The following is a 15,412-nucleotide window of genomic DNA, read 5'->3' on the forward strand; positions in this document are numbered from 1 at the left end:
TACGGCCGGCGTAGGCCGGTGCTCACGTAGCTTAGCACGCTCCGCTCCGGTTCTCGAAGCTACGTCATGCACTCCGGCCTGACGAATTTCTGAACGAATTCTGCGTTGTGCCACTCAGTCGCGGGCAAAGGCGCCGCGGAACGCGACGGCGGCGAGGACAAAGCTGGCGATGGCATTCCAGCCCGCCAGCGATAGGCCGAGGATGCGAACCGCCGCCTTGTCGCAGGAAGGCGGGACGAATTTGTCGAGCGCGTCGAGCACGCCCTTGCCGCCGGTGTCCACCGGCCCTGCGGCTGCCGTGCAATCGGTCGGGCCCGGCCACCACGCCCATTCGACGCCGGAGTGATAAACGCCGAGATAGACGCCGTAGAGCATCAGCAGGCCGCCAATGGCCAGCAGGCCACGGCTTACCCAAGCTGGCGCCCGAAGCGCCGACGCAAGCACCGCCAGCAGCATCAAGGGCACGCCGACGTAGTAAGGCGTGCGCTGCTCGAGGCAGAGCTTGCAGGGGATGTAGCCGCCAACATACTGGAAGGCCAGCGCCGAGCCGACGGTGGCGACCATGGCGACGGCGAGAAACAGGGCGGTGCGCAGCCGCTGGCGTCCGGTATCGGCATTCACGGTCGCTGTCATCGGGCTCAGTCCGTTCGGTTCAGACGGCGTATTTGACGACGATATAGAGCAAAATCAGGGCAGCGGCGCCGGCGCCCGCAATCTGGCCAAGGCGCTTTTCGATGAAGTGGCGGATCGGCTCGCCATAGCGGCGCAACAGCCACGCGAGAAACAGGAAGCGAGCACCGCGCGCCACGATTGCCAGCACGATGAACAGCAGCAAAGGAACACCGATGACGCCCGACAGGATCGTCACCACCTTGATCGGCGGCAGATGGGCGAGGCCGGAGGTGACCAGCATCAGGATGATGAAGCCGACACCCGATGAGACGCGCATCGCTTCGAACTCGTCATATTTGCCATAAAATTCGAGGATCGGCCGCGCCACCGCATCATAGGCATAATGGCCGATGAACCAGCCGGCGATGCCGCCCAGCACCGAGGCGACGGTGGCGACCAGCGCGTAACGATAGGCGCGATCCGGCCGCGACAGCGCCATCGGCAGATAGAGGACGTCGGCCGGCACCAGGAACACCGAACTCTCGACGAAGGCGATGAAGGCCAGCCACCATTCGGCGGATTTGCTCGCCGCCAGCGACAAGGTCCAGTCGTAAAGTCCGCGAAGCATCGGCACTCCTAATGCACGCCCAAACCAGAAGCGGTCTTGGGATCACGACATGTACAAACAAGACTTGGAAGCGCCCCGCCTCAACCTCGTCGGACAAGGTGCGCTTCAGTGACATGCGCCGCCTGTCTAGAAAGATTTTCCGCGCTGCACAATGGCAGCTGCTTCACGAAATCGAAAGGCTGAGGCTTGAGCGAGCCCAGATGTCGGGATTTGGCCAGTTGACGAACAGGCCTCCAACCGTATAGTCCGCGCCCATCCAGGCCGCCCGGCCTGAGCCCCTATGGCGGAATTGGTAGACGCGCTCGACTCAAAATCGAGTTCCGCAAGGAGTGCTGGTTCGATCCCGGCTAGGGGCACCATTTCCCACCTGAGAAACCGCGAGCTCGGCTGGCGTTATCCCAGGAGCCCTCCTGGGATAACGGCTATTGAGGCGGCGGCCGGCCCGACAGCCTCAGGCGGTAACGAGGTCGCTTACATCGGCCCCGGCACCATCTTGGTCGGCTGCTCCGGCATCGGAAACGCATAATTGTCGCATTTCACGTCCGGGTTCGTCGGGCTAAACATTCCGAGCGGGTTGTCCTTGAACAGCCAGGCGTGAAGGTCGTAGTGGTGGAACTCCTTCGGGATGAGCGGATAATGCCCCTCCATAGGCCCCATGAATGTCTGGCCGAAAAGCTTCGGCGGCTCCTTGGTGTCCGGCGTCAAGGGCACGAGCCATTCCACGCCGACCAGGCGCAACTCGTTACCGACCGGCTCATAGATCAGCACATTGGGACGCGTCGGATCGGCGGTCGGGCCGACAGTCGTGACATTGACGAAATGGATGCCCATTGCGCCCTTCGGGTAGTCCATCGCCCCTTCCACCTTTTCGCCGCTGTAGAAGACGCATCCAACCGTCGACAGATAAAGCTCGCGAACGGCAACCTTGTAGTCTTCATATCTGGACAGCGATTTGCGCAGGGCATCTATCTCGGCCTTGTCGGGTTCGGCGGCCCGAGGCGCGGCGGCGCTCAGACACGCGCCAACGAGACCTGCCAATGTGAGGATACCGAGATGCCTGAGGTGAGTTGGTTTCGTCATGCATTCCTCCCAGTTTTTTCTTCTGGCCGTGCAGGACCGAGGCGGCAATGGTGCTGGACGCGCGGCCGAGATTGATCGCCTCATCCCTGTTGGGACTGCGTTGATGCTAGTCCCTTCCGGTGATTGGGAGAATTAACCCTGACGACCTAGGCCCAAGCCGGCCCAGCGCATGGCGCGGGAAGAACCCAGACGGACAGAAACCGGAACAGGTTGGGCCTCGGCGTTAGTTTGCTGGACATTGATTTGGCCGCAGCCCGGAAGCAGCATTGCCTATGCCTCGAATGGATATCCGGAAACGCCCGCTTCGCTATATTAGTGCACGCTAATGATGTATGATTGCCGCAAATGTCACTGGCGGTTGGAGCCGTTCGGGTGCATGCGGTCGGAAAACGATGGATGGACGCCAGCTTGGCAGGCGTGATCGCCACGGCTGCAGCACTTGGGAGTGTTTCGGCATTTGCGCATAGTTCCGATGGCGGTTGGACCTATCCACCGGCCTGCTGCTACGGCGATCCGCTGACAGGAGAGTGCGGCAAGATTCCCAGCATAACCGTCACACCGCGGCCCGACGGCTATGTGATCGTTTTGCGGCCAGGCGACCACCAGAAGGTCACTCATCAGAACCGATATTTTGTCCCCTACGATAGCGTAATTCCGTCCGGCGACGACAACTTTCACATCTGCCTTCATCCGACCGAAGAACACGAAAACTGCTTTTTCGCGCCGGCAGACGCGTTCTAGGCGATCGCTCCTACCGCCGCCGCAGCAAGCTCTTCATCCGGTTGCGCAGCAGGCGGGCCATGTTGCGGGTCTCGCGGTAGAGGTGAAGCTGCGATGCCGCCTGGCGGGCAGGGCGGTCGGCATCCGGCGTCAGACCGATCACCAGCGTGCCCATCGGCCTGCGCTCCGTCCACAGCCGGCTCATCACCGGATGGTCGGGCACGGCGCAGGAATCGGTCATCATGATGTTGGGGTCGTCGAGATGCTGCCTGGTCACCTCGATCATCAGCAGCGTGCCTGGCGAATAGGCAGCGAGCGTCTCGTCATAGGCGGTCTTCCAGGTGTAGCCGACGCCGGCCTCGACGAAGACGACCAGGCAGGCGATGGTGCGGCCGTCGAGCGTCAGCGAGTGGATACGGCAGAGATCCTGCTCGGCCAGCCGGTGCACCGCCTCGCGGGCGAAGGCGGCGCGGTAGCGGTCGATGGCCATGGCGGTGCGCTCGCGGCCTTTCCAGCCAGCGGCCTCCAATGTCAGGAAATTTTCGATGGCATGGCGGATCTCGTCCGGCCCGCGCGCCACCACATGCTCCAGCCGGCCGAGGTCGGCGAGGCGGCGCTTCAGGCGGCGGAACTCGCGATAATGGTGGGCGCGCAGCGAAGCTTTCAGATATTCCTCGCCGTCGAGCGCGCTTTCGAGCACCGGGCGGTCGGCCTTGCCGGTGGTGACCAGCGTCAGGCCGCGCGTTTCGGCGACGCTGGCGAGCAGGCTGGCCACCGGGCCGTCCAGCCTTATGTCGGGCAGCACGAAGACTTTCGGCAGCTTGAGGTGCGGCCGCGACAGCATCGAGAAGAAATCCTCGATCACGCCGATCGGATCGTCGCGGTCGACCAGCGGCGTGCCGATCGGGCCGAACGGGCTCGACCAGGTGCGCATGACTGGAATCCCGAGCGGCACCGCCGGCCGCTCGACCGAGAACGGCACCAGCAGGCGCAGCCGGTTGCGGTACTGGTCGCCGTCGCGGATGACGGCCAGCCGCACCTCACGGTCCTCCAGCCTGGGCATGGCCGGCGCCAGGAAGCGCGGGTTGAAGAAGACGTTGGGCTCGATTGTGCGGGTGCAGAGATAGTCGAGCTCCTCGACCAGGTCGAAGCCGGCGGAGGCTGGATAGATGGCGAGCTTGCGCTCGGGCCGGTGGTTGGCGAGGATCTCGATATGGGCGGGATCGGCCTCGCGGGCGAGCCCGGCAAGACCGGACACCATGGCGCCGGCCGGGCCGCCGCTGGTTTCCTCGAGCAGGGGGACGGCAGCCATCAGGCGGCTCCTTTGGCTGATACGAAAATGACCATGACGATGCCGAGCTTGCGCCAGACCGTGAAGGACAGCGCGCCGGCCTCGAAGATCATGGCGAAGACGGTGGCCATCGCCGCGCCCCACAGGCCGAAGAGCGGGATCAGCACGACGCTCAGCGCGATGTTGAAGGCCAGCGTCAGGGCGTAGACCGCGGCGCAGATGTTCTGGTTGCCGCTCATGGTGAGCAGGCTTTCGCAAGGGCCGACGGCGGCCCGCGCGACGACGCCGAACACCAGCAGGAACAGCAGCGGATAGCCGGCGGAAAATTCCGGGCCGAACAAGGTCAGCATAGGCTCGCCCAGCGCCAGCACCAGCAGCGCCATCGCCAGCGACGGCCAGAAGGTCCACGACACCGTCTCGCGGGCAAAGGCGGCGAGCTTTTGCGGCTCGCCATGGGTGAACTGGGCGTAGCGCTGGGCGACGCCGGCCTTGACCGCGAAATAGACGAAATGCACCAGCGCCAGCGTCTTGACCGTGGCGAAATAGACGGCGACGTCGTTGGGATCGAGATAGGCGCCGACCATCAGCACGTCGGCATTGGTGAGCAGGAAGAAGAAGCTCTCGACCAGGAAGATCGGCAGCGAGACGATGAACCATTGGCCGAAATGCAATTTCATCGGCCCGGCCGGGATCCTTCTGTCCATGCGTGACGTCACGCCGATGAGCTGACCGAGTGTGGTGGCGTAGGTGGCGGCGATGGCGGCGAAGATCGCCGTCCTGGCGTCGGGCGCGTAGCCCACCAGCAGCATCAGCGCCATGAAGGCCAGGATCAGCAGCGGCCGCACCAGAAAGGTCGGCGACAGCGCAAACAGCGCCCAGGAATTGGCCCGCGCCAGCCCTTGCAGAAGGTCGGACATGGCGATCATCGGCAGGCAGATGATGCCGAGGATGAACGGCACGACGTAATAGTCTTCGATAAAGGGCGACAGCAGCCAGACGGCGAGCGCCCCGAGGCCGGCGATCGCAGTCGAGGCAACCAGCACGAACAGCCGGCTGGCCCGCACGATGCCGCGCAATTCGGCAATCATGCCGCGCGCGCGATATTCGGGGATGAAGCGGATGACCGAGGTGTGGAAGCCGAGGCAGGCGAGATTGCCGACGATGACCATGGTCACCCAGACGAGGACGAAAATGCCATATTCGAACGAGCCCATCCAGCGCGCCATCAGGACCTGGCTGACGAAGGCGATAACGGCGCTGACGATGCGGACCGAAAAGGCGATCAGCGACATGCGGCCGGCCTCGCCGCGCTCGCCGGCGGTGAACAGCACGGCATCGATCAGGCCAAGCAGCGGCCTGATGCGCAGCGCAAGGCGCTGCGGCAGGAACCGCCCGGCTGTCGTCGCCGCGGAAAAGCGCACCCAATACTCTCCGTTTTCCGCCAATTTACAGGGGCTTGGTGTAGCGGAGACACATTAAGAAACGGTTGGGTGGGAAGTTCCCTTCGCCCCGTCTCTATACGGGGAGAAGCTGCCGGCAGGCGGATGAGGCGCGGCGCTGGCTGCTTCATATTCATCATTCGCGCAACCCTTCAACCTGCTCGGGAGTGTCTCAGTTTGAAATCCGCGGAAACGCCTATCCCGTTTGCCCCATATGCGAAACGCCTATATGCTGAGCGGAACGCACGGCAGCAACAATGGTCTACACTGTCATCTGGTATGGAAGGCAGGGCATCGTCGACAAGTTGATCTTCGACGACGAGAAGACCGCGAAAGATCATGCAACCTCCATGTTTCAAACCCGAAAGGGTGACGATGGAATCGTGTCCGTTGAAGTTCGTAAGGACAACGGCGCTGTCGTCTTTAGCCATGCCGAGAACTAGGAATGCCAACCGGACCTAAAGGCCAGAAGCGTCCTGCCGACGTGATCGGCAATGCCGTCCACGTCATGCGTATTGCTACAGGCGAGGAATCCGATGACGTGGTTGACGACGGTAAAGACCTGCCGCGAAAGCGCTGGGCGCGAAAGGCGGCCCGAAGCGGGCCGAGAATATGACGCCAGAGCGTCGCCCTAAGATCGCCAAAAAGGCTGAGCGCCCCCTCTGGCCTGCCGGCCATCTCCCGTTCAGGTGCGGAGATTGGCTAATTGCCAACGCCTCCGCTGCCCCTCATCCGCCCTTTGGGCACCTTCTCCCCGCGAACGGGGCGAAGCAAAGCAATGCCTTACGCAAACGCCCCGTGGCAATGCTTGTACTTTTTCCCTGACCCGCAGGGGCAGGCTTCGTTGCGGCCGATCTTGCCCCAGGTCGCCGGGTTCTTCGGGTCGCGGTTTTCGGGGGCGACGATGGCGTTGGTCTCCTGGCGGACCAGGACGGCCGTGTCGCCGCCTTCGAAATCGTCCTCGCCGGTCGAGCCGTCGATATGGCTGCCGAACATGTCGGGCGCCTCTGGCGGCGGCGCTTCCGCCGCCTGGCGGACCAGCTCGACGCGCATCAGCTGCGCCGTTACCGCCTGGCGCAGATTGCCCAGCATCGCCTGGAACAGCTCGAACGCCTCGCTCTTGTACTCCTGCAGCGGATCGCGCTGCGCATAGCCGCGGAAGCCGACGACCGAGCGCAGATGGTCGAGATTGACGATGTGCTCGCGCCACAGATGGTCGAGCGTCTGCAGCACCACGGAGCGCTCGACATACGTCATAACGTCGGGGCCGAAGCGCTCGGCGCGCTCCTTGGCGGCGGCGTCGGCGGCCTGGCTGATGCGCTCGCGGATGTCGTCTTCGGCAATGCCTTCTTCCTTGACCCAGTCTTCTACCGGCAGGTCGAGGTTGAGGAATTCGGCGATCTCGGCCTTGAGCCCGGCGACGTTCCACTGCTCGGCATAGGCGTTTTCGGGAATGTTCTTGGCGACGATCTCCTCGATGACGCCTTCGCGCATCTCGGTGATGGTCTCGGACAGGCCTTCGCCGTCCATCAATTCGAGGCGCTGCTCGAACACCACCTTGCGCTGGTCGTTGGAGACGTCGTCATATTTCAACAGGTTCTTGCGGATGTCGAAGTTGCGCGCCTCGACCTTCTTCTGCGCCTTTTCCAGCGCCTTGTTGATCCAGGGATGGATGATCGCCTCGTCTTCCTTGAGGCCGAGCTTCTGCAGCATGCCGTCCATGCGCTCGGAACCGAAGATGCGCATCAAATCGTCCTGCAGCGACAGGAAGAACTTTGACCGCCCGGGATCGCCCTGACGGCCTGAGCGGCCGCGCAACTGGTTGTCGATGCGGCGCGATTCATGGCGTTCGGTGGCCAGCACATAGAGGCCGCCGGCGGCGAGCGCCTTTTCCTTCAGCCGGGCGATGTCGTCGCGGATTTCCTTTTCCTTGGCCTCGCGCTCGGGGCCGGCCGGCATGTCGCCAAGCTCGTCGGCGATGCGCATGTCGGCATTGCCGCCGAGCTGGATGTCGGTGCCGCGGCCGGCCATGTTGGTGGCAATGGTGATGGCGCCGGGTTTGCCGGCCTGGGCGACGATCGCCGCCTCGCGCTCGTGATGGCGGGCGTTCAGCACCTCGAAATCCTTGAAACCTTCCTTGCGCAGGCGCTCGGCCAGTTGCTCGGATTTCTCGATCGAGGTGGTGCCGACCAGCGTCGGCTGACCCTTGGCGCGGGCTTCCTTGATCTCCTTGACGATCGCCTTGTATTTCTCCTCGACCGTCCGGTAGACCTCGTCGTCTTCGTCAATGCGGATGACCGGCAGGTTGGTCGGGATCTCGGTGACGTCGAGATTGTAGATGTTGGCGAATTCCTCGGCCTCGGTCAGCGCCGTGCCAGTCATGCCGGCGAGCTTCTTGTAGAGGCGGAAATAGTTCTGGAAGGTGACCGAGGCGAGCGTCTGGTTCTCCGGCTGGATCGCCACATGCTCCTTGGCTTCGAGCGCCTGGTGGAGGCCTTCCGAATAGCGGCGGCCGGGCATCATGCGGCCGGTGAACTCGTCGATGATGACGATCTCGCCGTTGCGGACAATATAGTCCTTGTCCTTCTGGAACAGCCGGTGCGCCTTCAGCGCGTTGTTGACGTGGTGGACGATGGCGACGTTCTCGACGTCATAGAGCGACTCGCCCTTGAGCAGACCGGCATCGCGCAGCATGTTCTCCAGCTTCTCGGTGCCTTCCTCGGTGAAGATCGAGGTCTTCTGCTTCTCGTCGATCTCGTAGTCCTGCGGTTGCAGCTGGACGATGAAGGTATCGATGGTGTTGTACATTTCCGAACGGTCCTCGAGCGGACCGGAAATGATCAGCGGCGTGCGGGCTTCGTCGACCAGGATCGAATCGACCTCGTCGACAATGGCGTAGCTATGGCCGCGCTGCACCATCTGGGCGCGCTCGTACTTCATGTTGTCGCGCAGATAGTCGAAGCCGAGCTCGTTGTTGGTGGCATAGGTGACGTCGGCGGCGTAGGCGACGCGGCGCTCCTCGTCGGACAGGCCATGGACGATGACGCCGACCTTAAGGCCGAGGAATTTGTAGACGCGGCCCATCCATTCGGAGTCGCGCGTGGCCAGATAATCGTTGACGGTGACGACATGGACGCCATTGCCGGCGAGTGCGTTAAGGTAGACCGGCAGCGTCGCCACCAGTGTCTTGCCTTCACCGGTCCGCATCTCGGCAATACCACCATTGTGCAGCACCATGCCGCCGATCAGCTGCACGTCGAACGGGCGCATGCCGAGCACGCGGCGGGCGGCCTCGCGGACGGTAGCGAAGGCCGGCACCAGTAGGTCGTCGAGGCTGGCGCGGTTGGCGATGTCCTGGCGGAATTTGTCGGTGCGGGCCTGAAGCTCGGCGTCGGAGAGCGCCCGCATCTCGTTTTCCATGGCATTGATCGCCTCGACGCGGGGCCGGGTCGATTTGACCCGACGATCGTTGGAGGAGCCGAAAACCTTACGGGCGAGACCGCCGAGACTGACCATCCAATGGCCCTTTCGATAGCATTCCAAGTCGTTGCGACAGGCGCCGGCTGGCCCCATCAAATCCACGTGAACGCGGACAAACGCAAAAAGCGCCCGGAAAACGGTTCTGGACGCAAAGTCGTTGGACAGATAAGAGGGGGCTCATTCGATGTCAACGCCGCGCTCGCCCTGTCGACCGCGCCAAATTCCGCCACAATCCTGCTGGTCTGGAAGCCATTCCGCTCTAGCTACCCTGCTTTGGAGATAATCGTAATGTCTGTATTGTTCCGCCGTGCGTCGCTCGCCAGCCTTGGTCTGGCATTCGGCCTGTCGGCCCTCTCGCTGTCGCCGCTGATGGCACAGGAAGCCGCCCCTGCCCAGCCGGCAGCACCCGCCCCGGCGGCCAAGCCGGTCGATCCGAACGCCGTGGTCGCCACCATCAACGGCCAGACGCTGACCGAGGCAGACCTTGGGCTTGCCGAGGGCGAACTGTCGCAGCAGTTCGCGCAGCTTCCGCCCGAGCAGCGCCGCGCCGCGGCACTGTCGGCGGCGATTGAAATCCGCGTCATGGCGGCTCAGGCGGTGACCACCGGCCTCGACAAGGATCCCGACTTCCAGCGCCGCATGGCCTTCCTGCAGCAGCGCGCCCTGCATGGCGAAATGGTCGAGAAGGGCGTCATCGACAAGGTTACCGATGCCGAGGTCCGCGCCCGCTACGACCAGGAAATCGCCAACACGCCGCCCACCAACGAGGTGCACGCCCGTCACATCCTCGTGAAGACGAAGGAAGAGGCCGACGCCATCATCAAGCAGCTCGACGGCGGCGCCGACTTCCAGAAACTCGCCAACGAGCACACCAGCGATCCGAGCGGCAAGACCAGCGGCGGCGATCTCGGCTGGTTCGGACCTGGCCAGATGGTGCCGGAGTTCGACAAGGCGGTGTTTGCGCTGGCCGTCGGCAAATACACCGAGCAGCCGGTGCAGTCGCAGTTCGGCTGGCATGTCATCAAGGTTGAGGACAAGCGCACCAAGCAGCCGCCAGCGTTCGACCAGGTCAAGGACCAGGCGCGCCAGGCGGTCATCCGCGACAAGTATTTCGCGCTGGTCAAGTCGCTGCGTGCCAACGCCAAGGTCGACATCCCGGATGCGAACCTGAAGAAGACGGTCGACGCGCTGGAAAGCGCCAAATAAGCCAGATTGGGCTACGACAGGGCGCGCTGCCGCCCTGTCGCTTCTATTTGGCAGGGCGAGAGAGGATGCGTCGACGCCGCCGCCGGACCGCCGTGGCGTCGCCGGCATCGTCAGCGACGATGCCTTTCAAGACATAGCCGACCGCCCTGCGTAAGATCGCCTCGTCCTCGTCCAGGCGGTCTGTCAGAAGGTGCGCCCAGGCAAACGAGGCAATCAGGTCGGCGACGACAGTGGCATCGACATCGGCTGCCACCTCTCCCCTTGCCTTGGCGCGTTCGACCATCTGGCCGGTGTGGATGCGACGCCCTCTCGCGTATTCGGCGAGGGCGGCGGCGGCCTTTTCGTCCGACTGCGCCTCGGCGATCAGCGATCTGAACACGCTGCCCGACGATGTGTCGCGCCAATGCGCGAACAAGCTCTTCAGGAAGCCGACGAGATCCTCCGCAAGGTTCCCGGTATCGGGATTGTCGACGCGCTTTTGCCGCTGGTAAACGTCGAGCAGCAAGGCGGCCTTGCTTGGCCACCAGCGATAGATCGTCGGTTTTCCGGCACGTGCGCGGCGCGCCACGGCCTCGATCGAGAAGCCGGAATAGCCGGTCTCGACCAGCACCGCCTCGGCGGCATCGAGAATGGCATCGGCGCTTTCGGGGCTGCGCCGTGCGCCGGCTGACTTGCGCCCGGGATCGGTGATTTCGCCCATCTCTTCTTCCTTGCCCGCGATTTCGCCAGCCATCATATACAACTCTTGACGAAACGGAACGATCCGTTTTATTCGAAACGAAACGTTCCGTAACGATAAGGAGGACGGCAATGACTTCGACCGTCGCCACGCGTTTTTCGCGCCTGCGTTTCGCCCTGCTAGTGCTGCTCGGCGTCTATCCGCTGATCACTGCCATTCTGTACGTGGTTTTTCCGCTGACGCAGGAATGGCAAATCTGGCAGCGTACGCTGGTCATCGCGCCGCTGATGGTCTCGATCATGATCTGGGGACTGATTCCGGGCGTGCAGCGGATGTTTCGTGGCTTCCTCAACCCGACCGTCCGGTGACGGTCATTCCAGCGCTTGCGACGTTTCCGACGCAACGCGCCATTCGCCGTCGGCCAGAACGAGTTCCAGCGTCACCCGCGCCTTGCCGGTCAGGCGCTGCGCCGATTTGTCTTTCGGCACATAGTCGTACTTCATGGCGAAAACCACGTCGGCACGATCCTTGCCGTGCGGCGTCACCTCGAGGCTGCCGGGCTCGAGGCCGAACGACCACGACGCCCATTGCGCGAACCAGTCGGTCTTGACCTTGACGATGGCCTCGCTGCCGTAACGCGTGCCGTAGATGGTGGCCGACGAACCGTAAAGCCGCCTGACGGTTTCGCGCATTCTCCTGGCATCAGGCACCAGATAGTTTTCGCGCAAGAATTTTTCGATGGCACCCTCGTCGCCGACGGAGCGTTCGAGCGCAGCCACCTGCGACGCGGGAGCCGGGCTGACGGCCGGTTTCGGTTGCTGGGCAGTGTCTCCGCCCGGGACGAATTCGAAACGCTCGAGCAGCGACCCCTGCTCCCAGGGACGCTGCGCCTCGCGCGTTGCGGAAACGACGTCGCGGCGCACCGCGATCATCATGTCGTTGATGCTCTGTCCGGGCTCCGCCATGTGCCGCAAAAGCGCCGCGGCGAAGGGCGAGTTGCGCCCCGTCCCGTCCATTGCGACGGCGCCGGGCGCCGTCGAGAAGGCGATGAAGGAGCCGCGTGTCGACTCGAACTGGGCAAGGCCGGCGAGAGCCGTCGCCGAGCGCGTCGTGGCGCTTCGGCTGAGACTTCGGGCAAACGGGTTGTTGCGGCAGGCATCGAGGAAGACCAGGCTGACCTTGGTCTGCTGCTCCATGATGTCGAGAACCTCGTCGATCGGCACCGCCTCGAGTTGCAGCTTGACCGGCATGTCCAGCCTGGCGTCGACCGGCACGATGAAGTTGCGCCCGTCGACCTGCAGGCCGTGGCCGGCATAGTAAAACAGCCCGGCACGGGCACCTTGCAGCGCATCGGAGAATTCGCCGATCTTGCGTTCGAGCTCGCGCTTGCCGAGATCGTTGCCTTCGATCACCTCGAAACCGATGGCGCGCAGCTTGTCGGCGATGTCGAGCGCATCGTTGACGGGATTGGCCAGCGTGCCGGCTTCGGCGTAGCTGCCGTTGCCGACCACAAGCGCGACGCGCCGCGCCGTCTGCGCATCGGCGTGCAGCAGCAGAAAGCCCAGAAACGCCAGTGCCAAGACCACAAGCCTGCCCATGGGGCAGGATCATAGCGCTATCGGTCGCAGCGACACCAACAAATTTGCAACAGCCTCCTTGCGGCATGAGACGGTGTCAGGCTTCCGGTACCTATAACGGGTGTGAAAACGCCTTGCGCCGGCGCGTGCTATCGGGCAAACCGGCGTTCCTTTCGCGATTTTTCCCGCCCGGGGTCTTCCATGTCCGCACAGGTTTCGCCGCTCGCGCCGAAGAAATATCCCAAGATGCCGGTGATCGAGGGCGTGCGCATCGCCACCGCCGAAGCCGGCATAAAATACAAGAACCGCACCGACTTGCTGGCCATGGTGTTCGACGCCGGCACCACCGTCGCCGGGGTGTTCACCAGGTCGAAATGCCCCTCGGCGCCGGTCGATTTCTGCCGGCAGAACCTCGTGGCTGGCAAGGCACGCGTGCTGGTGGTCAATTCCGGCAATGCCAATGCCTTCACCGGCCAGAAGGGCCGCGCCTCGACGGCACTCACGGGCGAGGTGGCGGCGAGGGCGGCCGGCTGCACGGCGGGCGAGGTGTTCCTGGCCTCGACCGGCGTGATCGGGGAACCGCTCGACACCGGCAAGTTCAGCCATCTGCTGGCCGGGCTGGTCAAGGACGGCAAGCCGGAATTGTGGACCGAAGCCGCCAAGGCGATCATGACCACCGACACCTATCCCAAACTGGCGACCGCGACGGTCAAGCTCGGCGATGCCGACGTCACCATCAACGGTATCGCCAAGGGCGCCGGGATGATCGCGCCCGACATGGCGACGATGCTTTCCTTCGTCGCCACCGATGCGCCGATCGCAGCACCGGTGCTGCAGGATCTCTTGTCGCGCGGCACGGCCAAGACCTTCAACGCGGTCACCGTCGACAGTGACACCTCGACCAGCGACACGCTGCTGATGTTCGCCACGGGTGCTGCCGCCAGGCGCGGCGCGCCGGCAATTTCCGACCCCAAGGATGCGCGCCTCGGCGCCTTCCGCCGTGCCCTCGGCAAGGTGCTGAAATCGCTGGCACTGCAGGTGGTGCGCGACGGCGAGGGCGCCCGCAAGCAGGTCGAGGTCACCGTCACCGGGGCCAAATCGGCCCGCTCGGCCAAGCGCATCGCGCTGTCGATCGCCAATTCGCCGCTGGTCAAGACGGCAGTCGCCGGCGAGGACGCCAATTGGGGCCGCGTCGTCATGGCCGTCGGCAAGGCCGGCGAGCCGGCCGACCGCGACCTTCTGTCGATCTGGTTCGGCGACAACCGCCTGGCCTATCAGGGCGAGCGCGACGCCGCCTATTCCGAGGAGGCGACTTCGGCGTATATGAAGCGCGACGAGATCCGCATCCGCGCCGATATCGGCATCGGCCGCGGCAAGGCGACGGTGTGGACCTGCGATCTCACCAAGGAATATGTCGCCATAAACGGCGATTATCGGAGCTGATGGCGTTGGCTTCCAGACATCCGGCAAGCGTGTTGGCGATCGTGCGCCGCTATGAGGCGGCCGGCTTTCGCGCCTGGCCGGCGGCCGCCGTCCATTATGACGGCACCTGGGTGGTTCGGCTGACGGCCGGCCACCCGGCCAAACGGCTGAACTCGGTCAATCCGCTCGATCCGGGCGACATCCAGCACATTGCCGAGCGCATCGGTCGCGCCAGCCGCCGCTTCGACGCTTATGGCAGGCCGCTGACCTTTCGCATCTCACCGCTGTCGGGGCCCGATCTCTCAAAGTACCTCGACAGCGAAGGCTGGAGCACGTTCGCGGAGTCGCTGGTCATGCGGCTGCCGCTGGCGAACGCCGCGCTCGACGATGCCATGGACCAGATTCCGTTGAGGGACATCAGCCGTTTCATCGGCGCGGCGCTCAAGGTGAGCGGTTCTGATGTGTCGCTGCGGCCGGGCCTGTCGGAGATCATCGGCGCCATCCAGCCGGAGGCCGGGCTGTTTGCGCTGGAGGCCGGCAGCGAGCCGCTGGCGACGTTGATCTGTGTGCATGACGGCGACCTTGCCGGCCTATTCGAGATCGCCACCGACAGATCGGTGCGCAACCAGGGCCATGGCCGCCATCTCATCCGTTCGGCGCTGAAATGGGCGCGGCTGCGCGGGGCGCGGGAAGCCTGGCTGCAGGTCGAGGCGGACAACGCGCCGGCGCTGGCGCTCTACCGTTCGCTCGGATTTGACGAAGTCTATCGCTATCACTATCGCCGGCCACAAGGCGCATGAGCGGCTTGGATACGGTCGGCAAACGCCTGCTCCTGGTCGCGGCCTGCGCGCTGGTCGATGCCGACGGGCGCGTCCTCTTGGCGCAGCGGCCCGAAGGTAAGCAACTCGCCGGCCTGTGGGAATTTCCGGGCGGCAAGGTAGAGCCCGGCGAGACGCCGGAACAATGCCTGATCCGCGAATTGTACGAGGAGATCGGCATCGAAACCGACATCCCTTGCCTGGCGCCGCTCACCTTCGCCAGCCATTCCTACGATGATTTTCACCTCCTGATGCCGCTGTTCGTCTGCCGTCGCTTCCGCGGCATTGCCCGGCCGAAGGAAGGCCAGGTGCTGAAATGGGTGCGGCCGCGCCAGATGCGCGATTTTCCAATGCCGCCGGCCGATGCCCCGCTGATCCAGTTCCTCATCGATCTGCTCTAACGGCCGACCTGCCGTAAACCGGGCAGCTCCTCAACGCGATATCGGCAGCATTAATGAAA

The 15,412-nt window shown here is 63.9% G+C and carries 15 protein-coding genes and 1 tRNA gene; 8 read left to right on the forward strand and 8 right to left on the reverse strand.

The annotated features are described in order from the left end of the window. Window positions 1–114 precede the first annotated feature (114 nt). Window positions 115–633 (reverse strand): disulfide bond formation protein B, encoded by a 519-nt coding sequence (locus NMG46_RS05405; protein WP_254816682.1) that lies wholly within the window; start codon window positions 631–633, stop codon window positions 115–117. A gap of 19 nt (window positions 634–652) precedes the next feature. Continuing rightward, the gene (locus NMG46_RS05410) at window positions 653–1,240 is read right to left on the reverse strand and encodes a YqaA family protein (RefSeq protein WP_023721063.1); all 588 of its coding nucleotides are present in this window, start codon (window positions 1,238–1,240) and stop codon (window positions 653–655) included. A gap of 274 nt (window positions 1,241–1,514) precedes the next feature. On the opposite strand from NMG46_RS05410, the gene NMG46_RS05415 reads away from it, so the two are divergent. Continuing rightward, window positions 1,515–1,599: transfer RNA gene (locus tag NMG46_RS05415), tRNA-Leu, on the forward strand. 112 nt (window positions 1,600–1,711) lie between these two features. Here NMG46_RS05415 and NMG46_RS05420 read toward each other — a convergent pair. Beyond that, complete coding sequence (locus NMG46_RS05420; RefSeq protein ID WP_254816683.1) at window positions 1,712–2,320, reverse strand: hypothetical protein; 609 nt, start codon at window positions 2,318–2,320, stop codon at window positions 1,712–1,714. 396 nt (window positions 2,321–2,716) lie between these two features. Between NMG46_RS05420 and NMG46_RS05425 the strand changes: the two genes are divergently transcribed. Beyond that, a complete protein-coding gene (locus NMG46_RS05425) occupies window positions 2,717–3,061 on the forward strand; it encodes a hypothetical protein (RefSeq protein ID WP_254816684.1) in 345 nt (114 codons plus the stop codon). Window positions 3,062–3,071: 10 nt separating this feature from the next. Here NMG46_RS05425 and NMG46_RS05430 read toward each other — a convergent pair whose 3' ends face one another. Then, on the reverse strand, window positions 3,072–4,352 hold the full coding sequence (locus NMG46_RS05430) for a GNAT family N-acetyltransferase (protein WP_254816685.1): 1,281 nt from the start codon (window positions 4,350–4,352) through the stop codon (window positions 3,072–3,074). Further along, the gene (locus tag NMG46_RS05435; RefSeq protein WP_254816686.1) at window positions 4,352–5,752 is read right to left on the reverse strand and encodes a lipopolysaccharide biosynthesis protein; all 1,401 of its coding nucleotides are present in this window, start codon (window positions 5,750–5,752) and stop codon (window positions 4,352–4,354) included. The genes NMG46_RS05430 and NMG46_RS05435 overlap by 1 nt, the downstream gene beginning before the upstream one ends. A 275-nt stretch (window positions 5,753–6,027) precedes the next feature. Between NMG46_RS05435 and NMG46_RS05440 the strand changes: the two genes are divergently transcribed. Then, window positions 6,028–6,213 (forward strand): hypothetical protein, encoded by a 186-nt coding sequence (locus NMG46_RS05440; RefSeq protein WP_254816687.1) that lies wholly within the window; start codon window positions 6,028–6,030, stop codon window positions 6,211–6,213. A 340-nt stretch (window positions 6,214–6,553) separates the two neighbouring features. Here NMG46_RS05440 and secA read toward each other — a convergent pair whose 3' ends face one another. Further along, a complete protein-coding gene (gene secA, locus NMG46_RS05445) occupies window positions 6,554–9,286 on the reverse strand; it encodes a preprotein translocase subunit SecA (protein WP_254816688.1) in 2,733 nt (910 codons plus the stop codon). 252 nt (window positions 9,287–9,538) lie between these two features. Here secA and NMG46_RS05450 point away from each other — a divergent pair, with 252 nt between their 5' ends. Further along, window positions 9,539–10,456: a peptidylprolyl isomerase gene (locus NMG46_RS05450; RefSeq protein WP_254816689.1), complete on the forward strand. Its 918-nt coding sequence runs from the start codon at window positions 9,539–9,541 to the stop codon at window positions 10,454–10,456. A gap of 43 nt (window positions 10,457–10,499) precedes the next feature. Here the strand turns inward: NMG46_RS05450 and NMG46_RS05455 are convergent, their stop codons facing one another. Next, a complete protein-coding gene (locus tag NMG46_RS05455) occupies window positions 10,500–11,156 on the reverse strand; it encodes a TetR/AcrR family transcriptional regulator (RefSeq protein ID WP_254817069.1) in 657 nt (218 codons plus the stop codon). A 110-nt stretch (window positions 11,157–11,266) separates the two neighbouring features. On the opposite strand from NMG46_RS05455, the gene NMG46_RS05460 reads away from it, so the two are divergent. Next, window positions 11,267–11,503 carry a hypothetical protein gene (locus tag NMG46_RS05460; RefSeq protein ID WP_254816690.1) on the forward strand — a complete coding sequence of 79 codons (237 nt, stop codon included), beginning with the start codon at window positions 11,267–11,269 and terminating at the stop codon, window positions 11,501–11,503. Window positions 11,504–11,506: 3 nt separating this feature from the next. On the opposite strand, the gene NMG46_RS05465 is transcribed toward NMG46_RS05460, so the two are convergent. After that, window positions 11,507–12,733, reverse strand: coding sequence for a caspase domain-containing protein (locus NMG46_RS05465; protein ID WP_254816691.1), 1,227 nt, complete (start codon window positions 12,731–12,733; stop codon window positions 11,507–11,509). Between the two features lie 180 nt (window positions 12,734–12,913). Here NMG46_RS05465 and argJ point away from each other — a divergent pair, with 180 nt between their 5' ends. Genes argJ through NMG46_RS05480 form a run of 3 tightly spaced genes read left to right on the forward strand, consistent with a single transcriptional unit; the run spans window position 12,914 to window position 15,353 of the window. Continuing rightward, complete coding sequence (argJ, locus tag NMG46_RS05470) at window positions 12,914–14,155, forward strand: bifunctional glutamate N-acetyltransferase/amino-acid acetyltransferase ArgJ (protein WP_254816692.1); 1,242 nt, start codon at window positions 12,914–12,916, stop codon at window positions 14,153–14,155. Continuing rightward, the gene (locus NMG46_RS05475) at window positions 14,155–14,934 is read left to right on the forward strand and encodes an N-acetyltransferase (RefSeq protein WP_254816693.1); all 780 of its coding nucleotides are present in this window, start codon (window positions 14,155–14,157) and stop codon (window positions 14,932–14,934) included. Before argJ ends, NMG46_RS05475 begins: the two co-directional genes overlap by 1 nt. Next, a complete protein-coding gene (locus NMG46_RS05480) occupies window positions 14,931–15,353 on the forward strand; it encodes a (deoxy)nucleoside triphosphate pyrophosphohydrolase (RefSeq protein ID WP_254816694.1) in 423 nt (140 codons plus the stop codon). The genes NMG46_RS05475 and NMG46_RS05480 overlap by 4 nt, the downstream gene beginning before the upstream one ends. The last annotated feature ends 59 nt before the right edge of the window (window positions 15,354–15,412 follow it).

Origin of the sequence: Mesorhizobium sp. LMG 17147 (assembly GCF_024297145.1) — a bacterium.
In the GTDB taxonomy this organism is placed as follows: Bacteria; Pseudomonadota; Alphaproteobacteria; order Rhizobiales; family Rhizobiaceae; genus Mesorhizobium.

Excerpts from the sequence above, each read along its gene's own strand:
- argJ (WP_254816692.1), top strand. The coding sequence starts at position 12,914 with ATGTCCGCACAGGTTTCGCCGCTCGCGCCGAAGAAATATCCCAAGATG.
- NMG46_RS05425 (WP_254816684.1), top strand. The coding sequence starts at position 2,717 with ATGGACGCCAGCTTGGCAGGCGTGATCGCCACGGCTGCAGCACTTGGG.
- NMG46_RS05430 (WP_254816685.1), bottom strand. The coding sequence starts at position 4,352 with ATGGCTGCCGTCCCCCTGCTCGAGGAAACCAGCGGCGGCCCGGCCGGC.
- NMG46_RS05420 (WP_254816683.1), bottom strand. The coding sequence starts at position 2,320 with ATGACGAAACCAACTCACCTCAGGCATCTCGGTATCCTCACATTGGCA.
- secA (WP_254816688.1), bottom strand. The coding sequence starts at position 9,286 with ATGGTCAGTCTCGGCGGTCTCGCCCGTAAGGTTTTCGGCTCCTCCAAC.
- NMG46_RS05410 (WP_023721063.1), bottom strand. The coding sequence starts at position 1,240 with ATGCTTCGCGGACTTTACGACTGGACCTTGTCGCTGGCGGCGAGCAAA.
- NMG46_RS05405 (WP_254816682.1), bottom strand. The coding sequence starts at position 633 with ATGACAGCGACCGTGAATGCCGATACCGGACGCCAGCGGCTGCGCACC.
- NMG46_RS05440 (WP_254816687.1), top strand. The coding sequence starts at position 6,028 with ATGGTCTACACTGTCATCTGGTATGGAAGGCAGGGCATCGTCGACAAG.
- NMG46_RS05460 (WP_254816690.1), top strand. The coding sequence starts at position 11,267 with ATGACTTCGACCGTCGCCACGCGTTTTTCGCGCCTGCGTTTCGCCCTG.
- NMG46_RS05475 (WP_254816693.1), top strand. The coding sequence starts at position 14,155 with ATGGCGTTGGCTTCCAGACATCCGGCAAGCGTGTTGGCGATCGTGCGC.
- NMG46_RS05480 (WP_254816694.1), top strand. The coding sequence starts at position 14,931 with ATGAGCGGCTTGGATACGGTCGGCAAACGCCTGCTCCTGGTCGCGGCC.
- NMG46_RS05455 (WP_254817069.1), bottom strand. The coding sequence starts at position 11,156 with ATGGGCGAAATCACCGATCCCGGGCGCAAGTCAGCCGGCGCACGGCGC.
- NMG46_RS05450 (WP_254816689.1), top strand. The coding sequence starts at position 9,539 with ATGTCTGTATTGTTCCGCCGTGCGTCGCTCGCCAGCCTTGGTCTGGCA.
- NMG46_RS05465 (WP_254816691.1), bottom strand. The coding sequence starts at position 12,733 with ATGGGCAGGCTTGTGGTCTTGGCACTGGCGTTTCTGGGCTTTCTGCTG.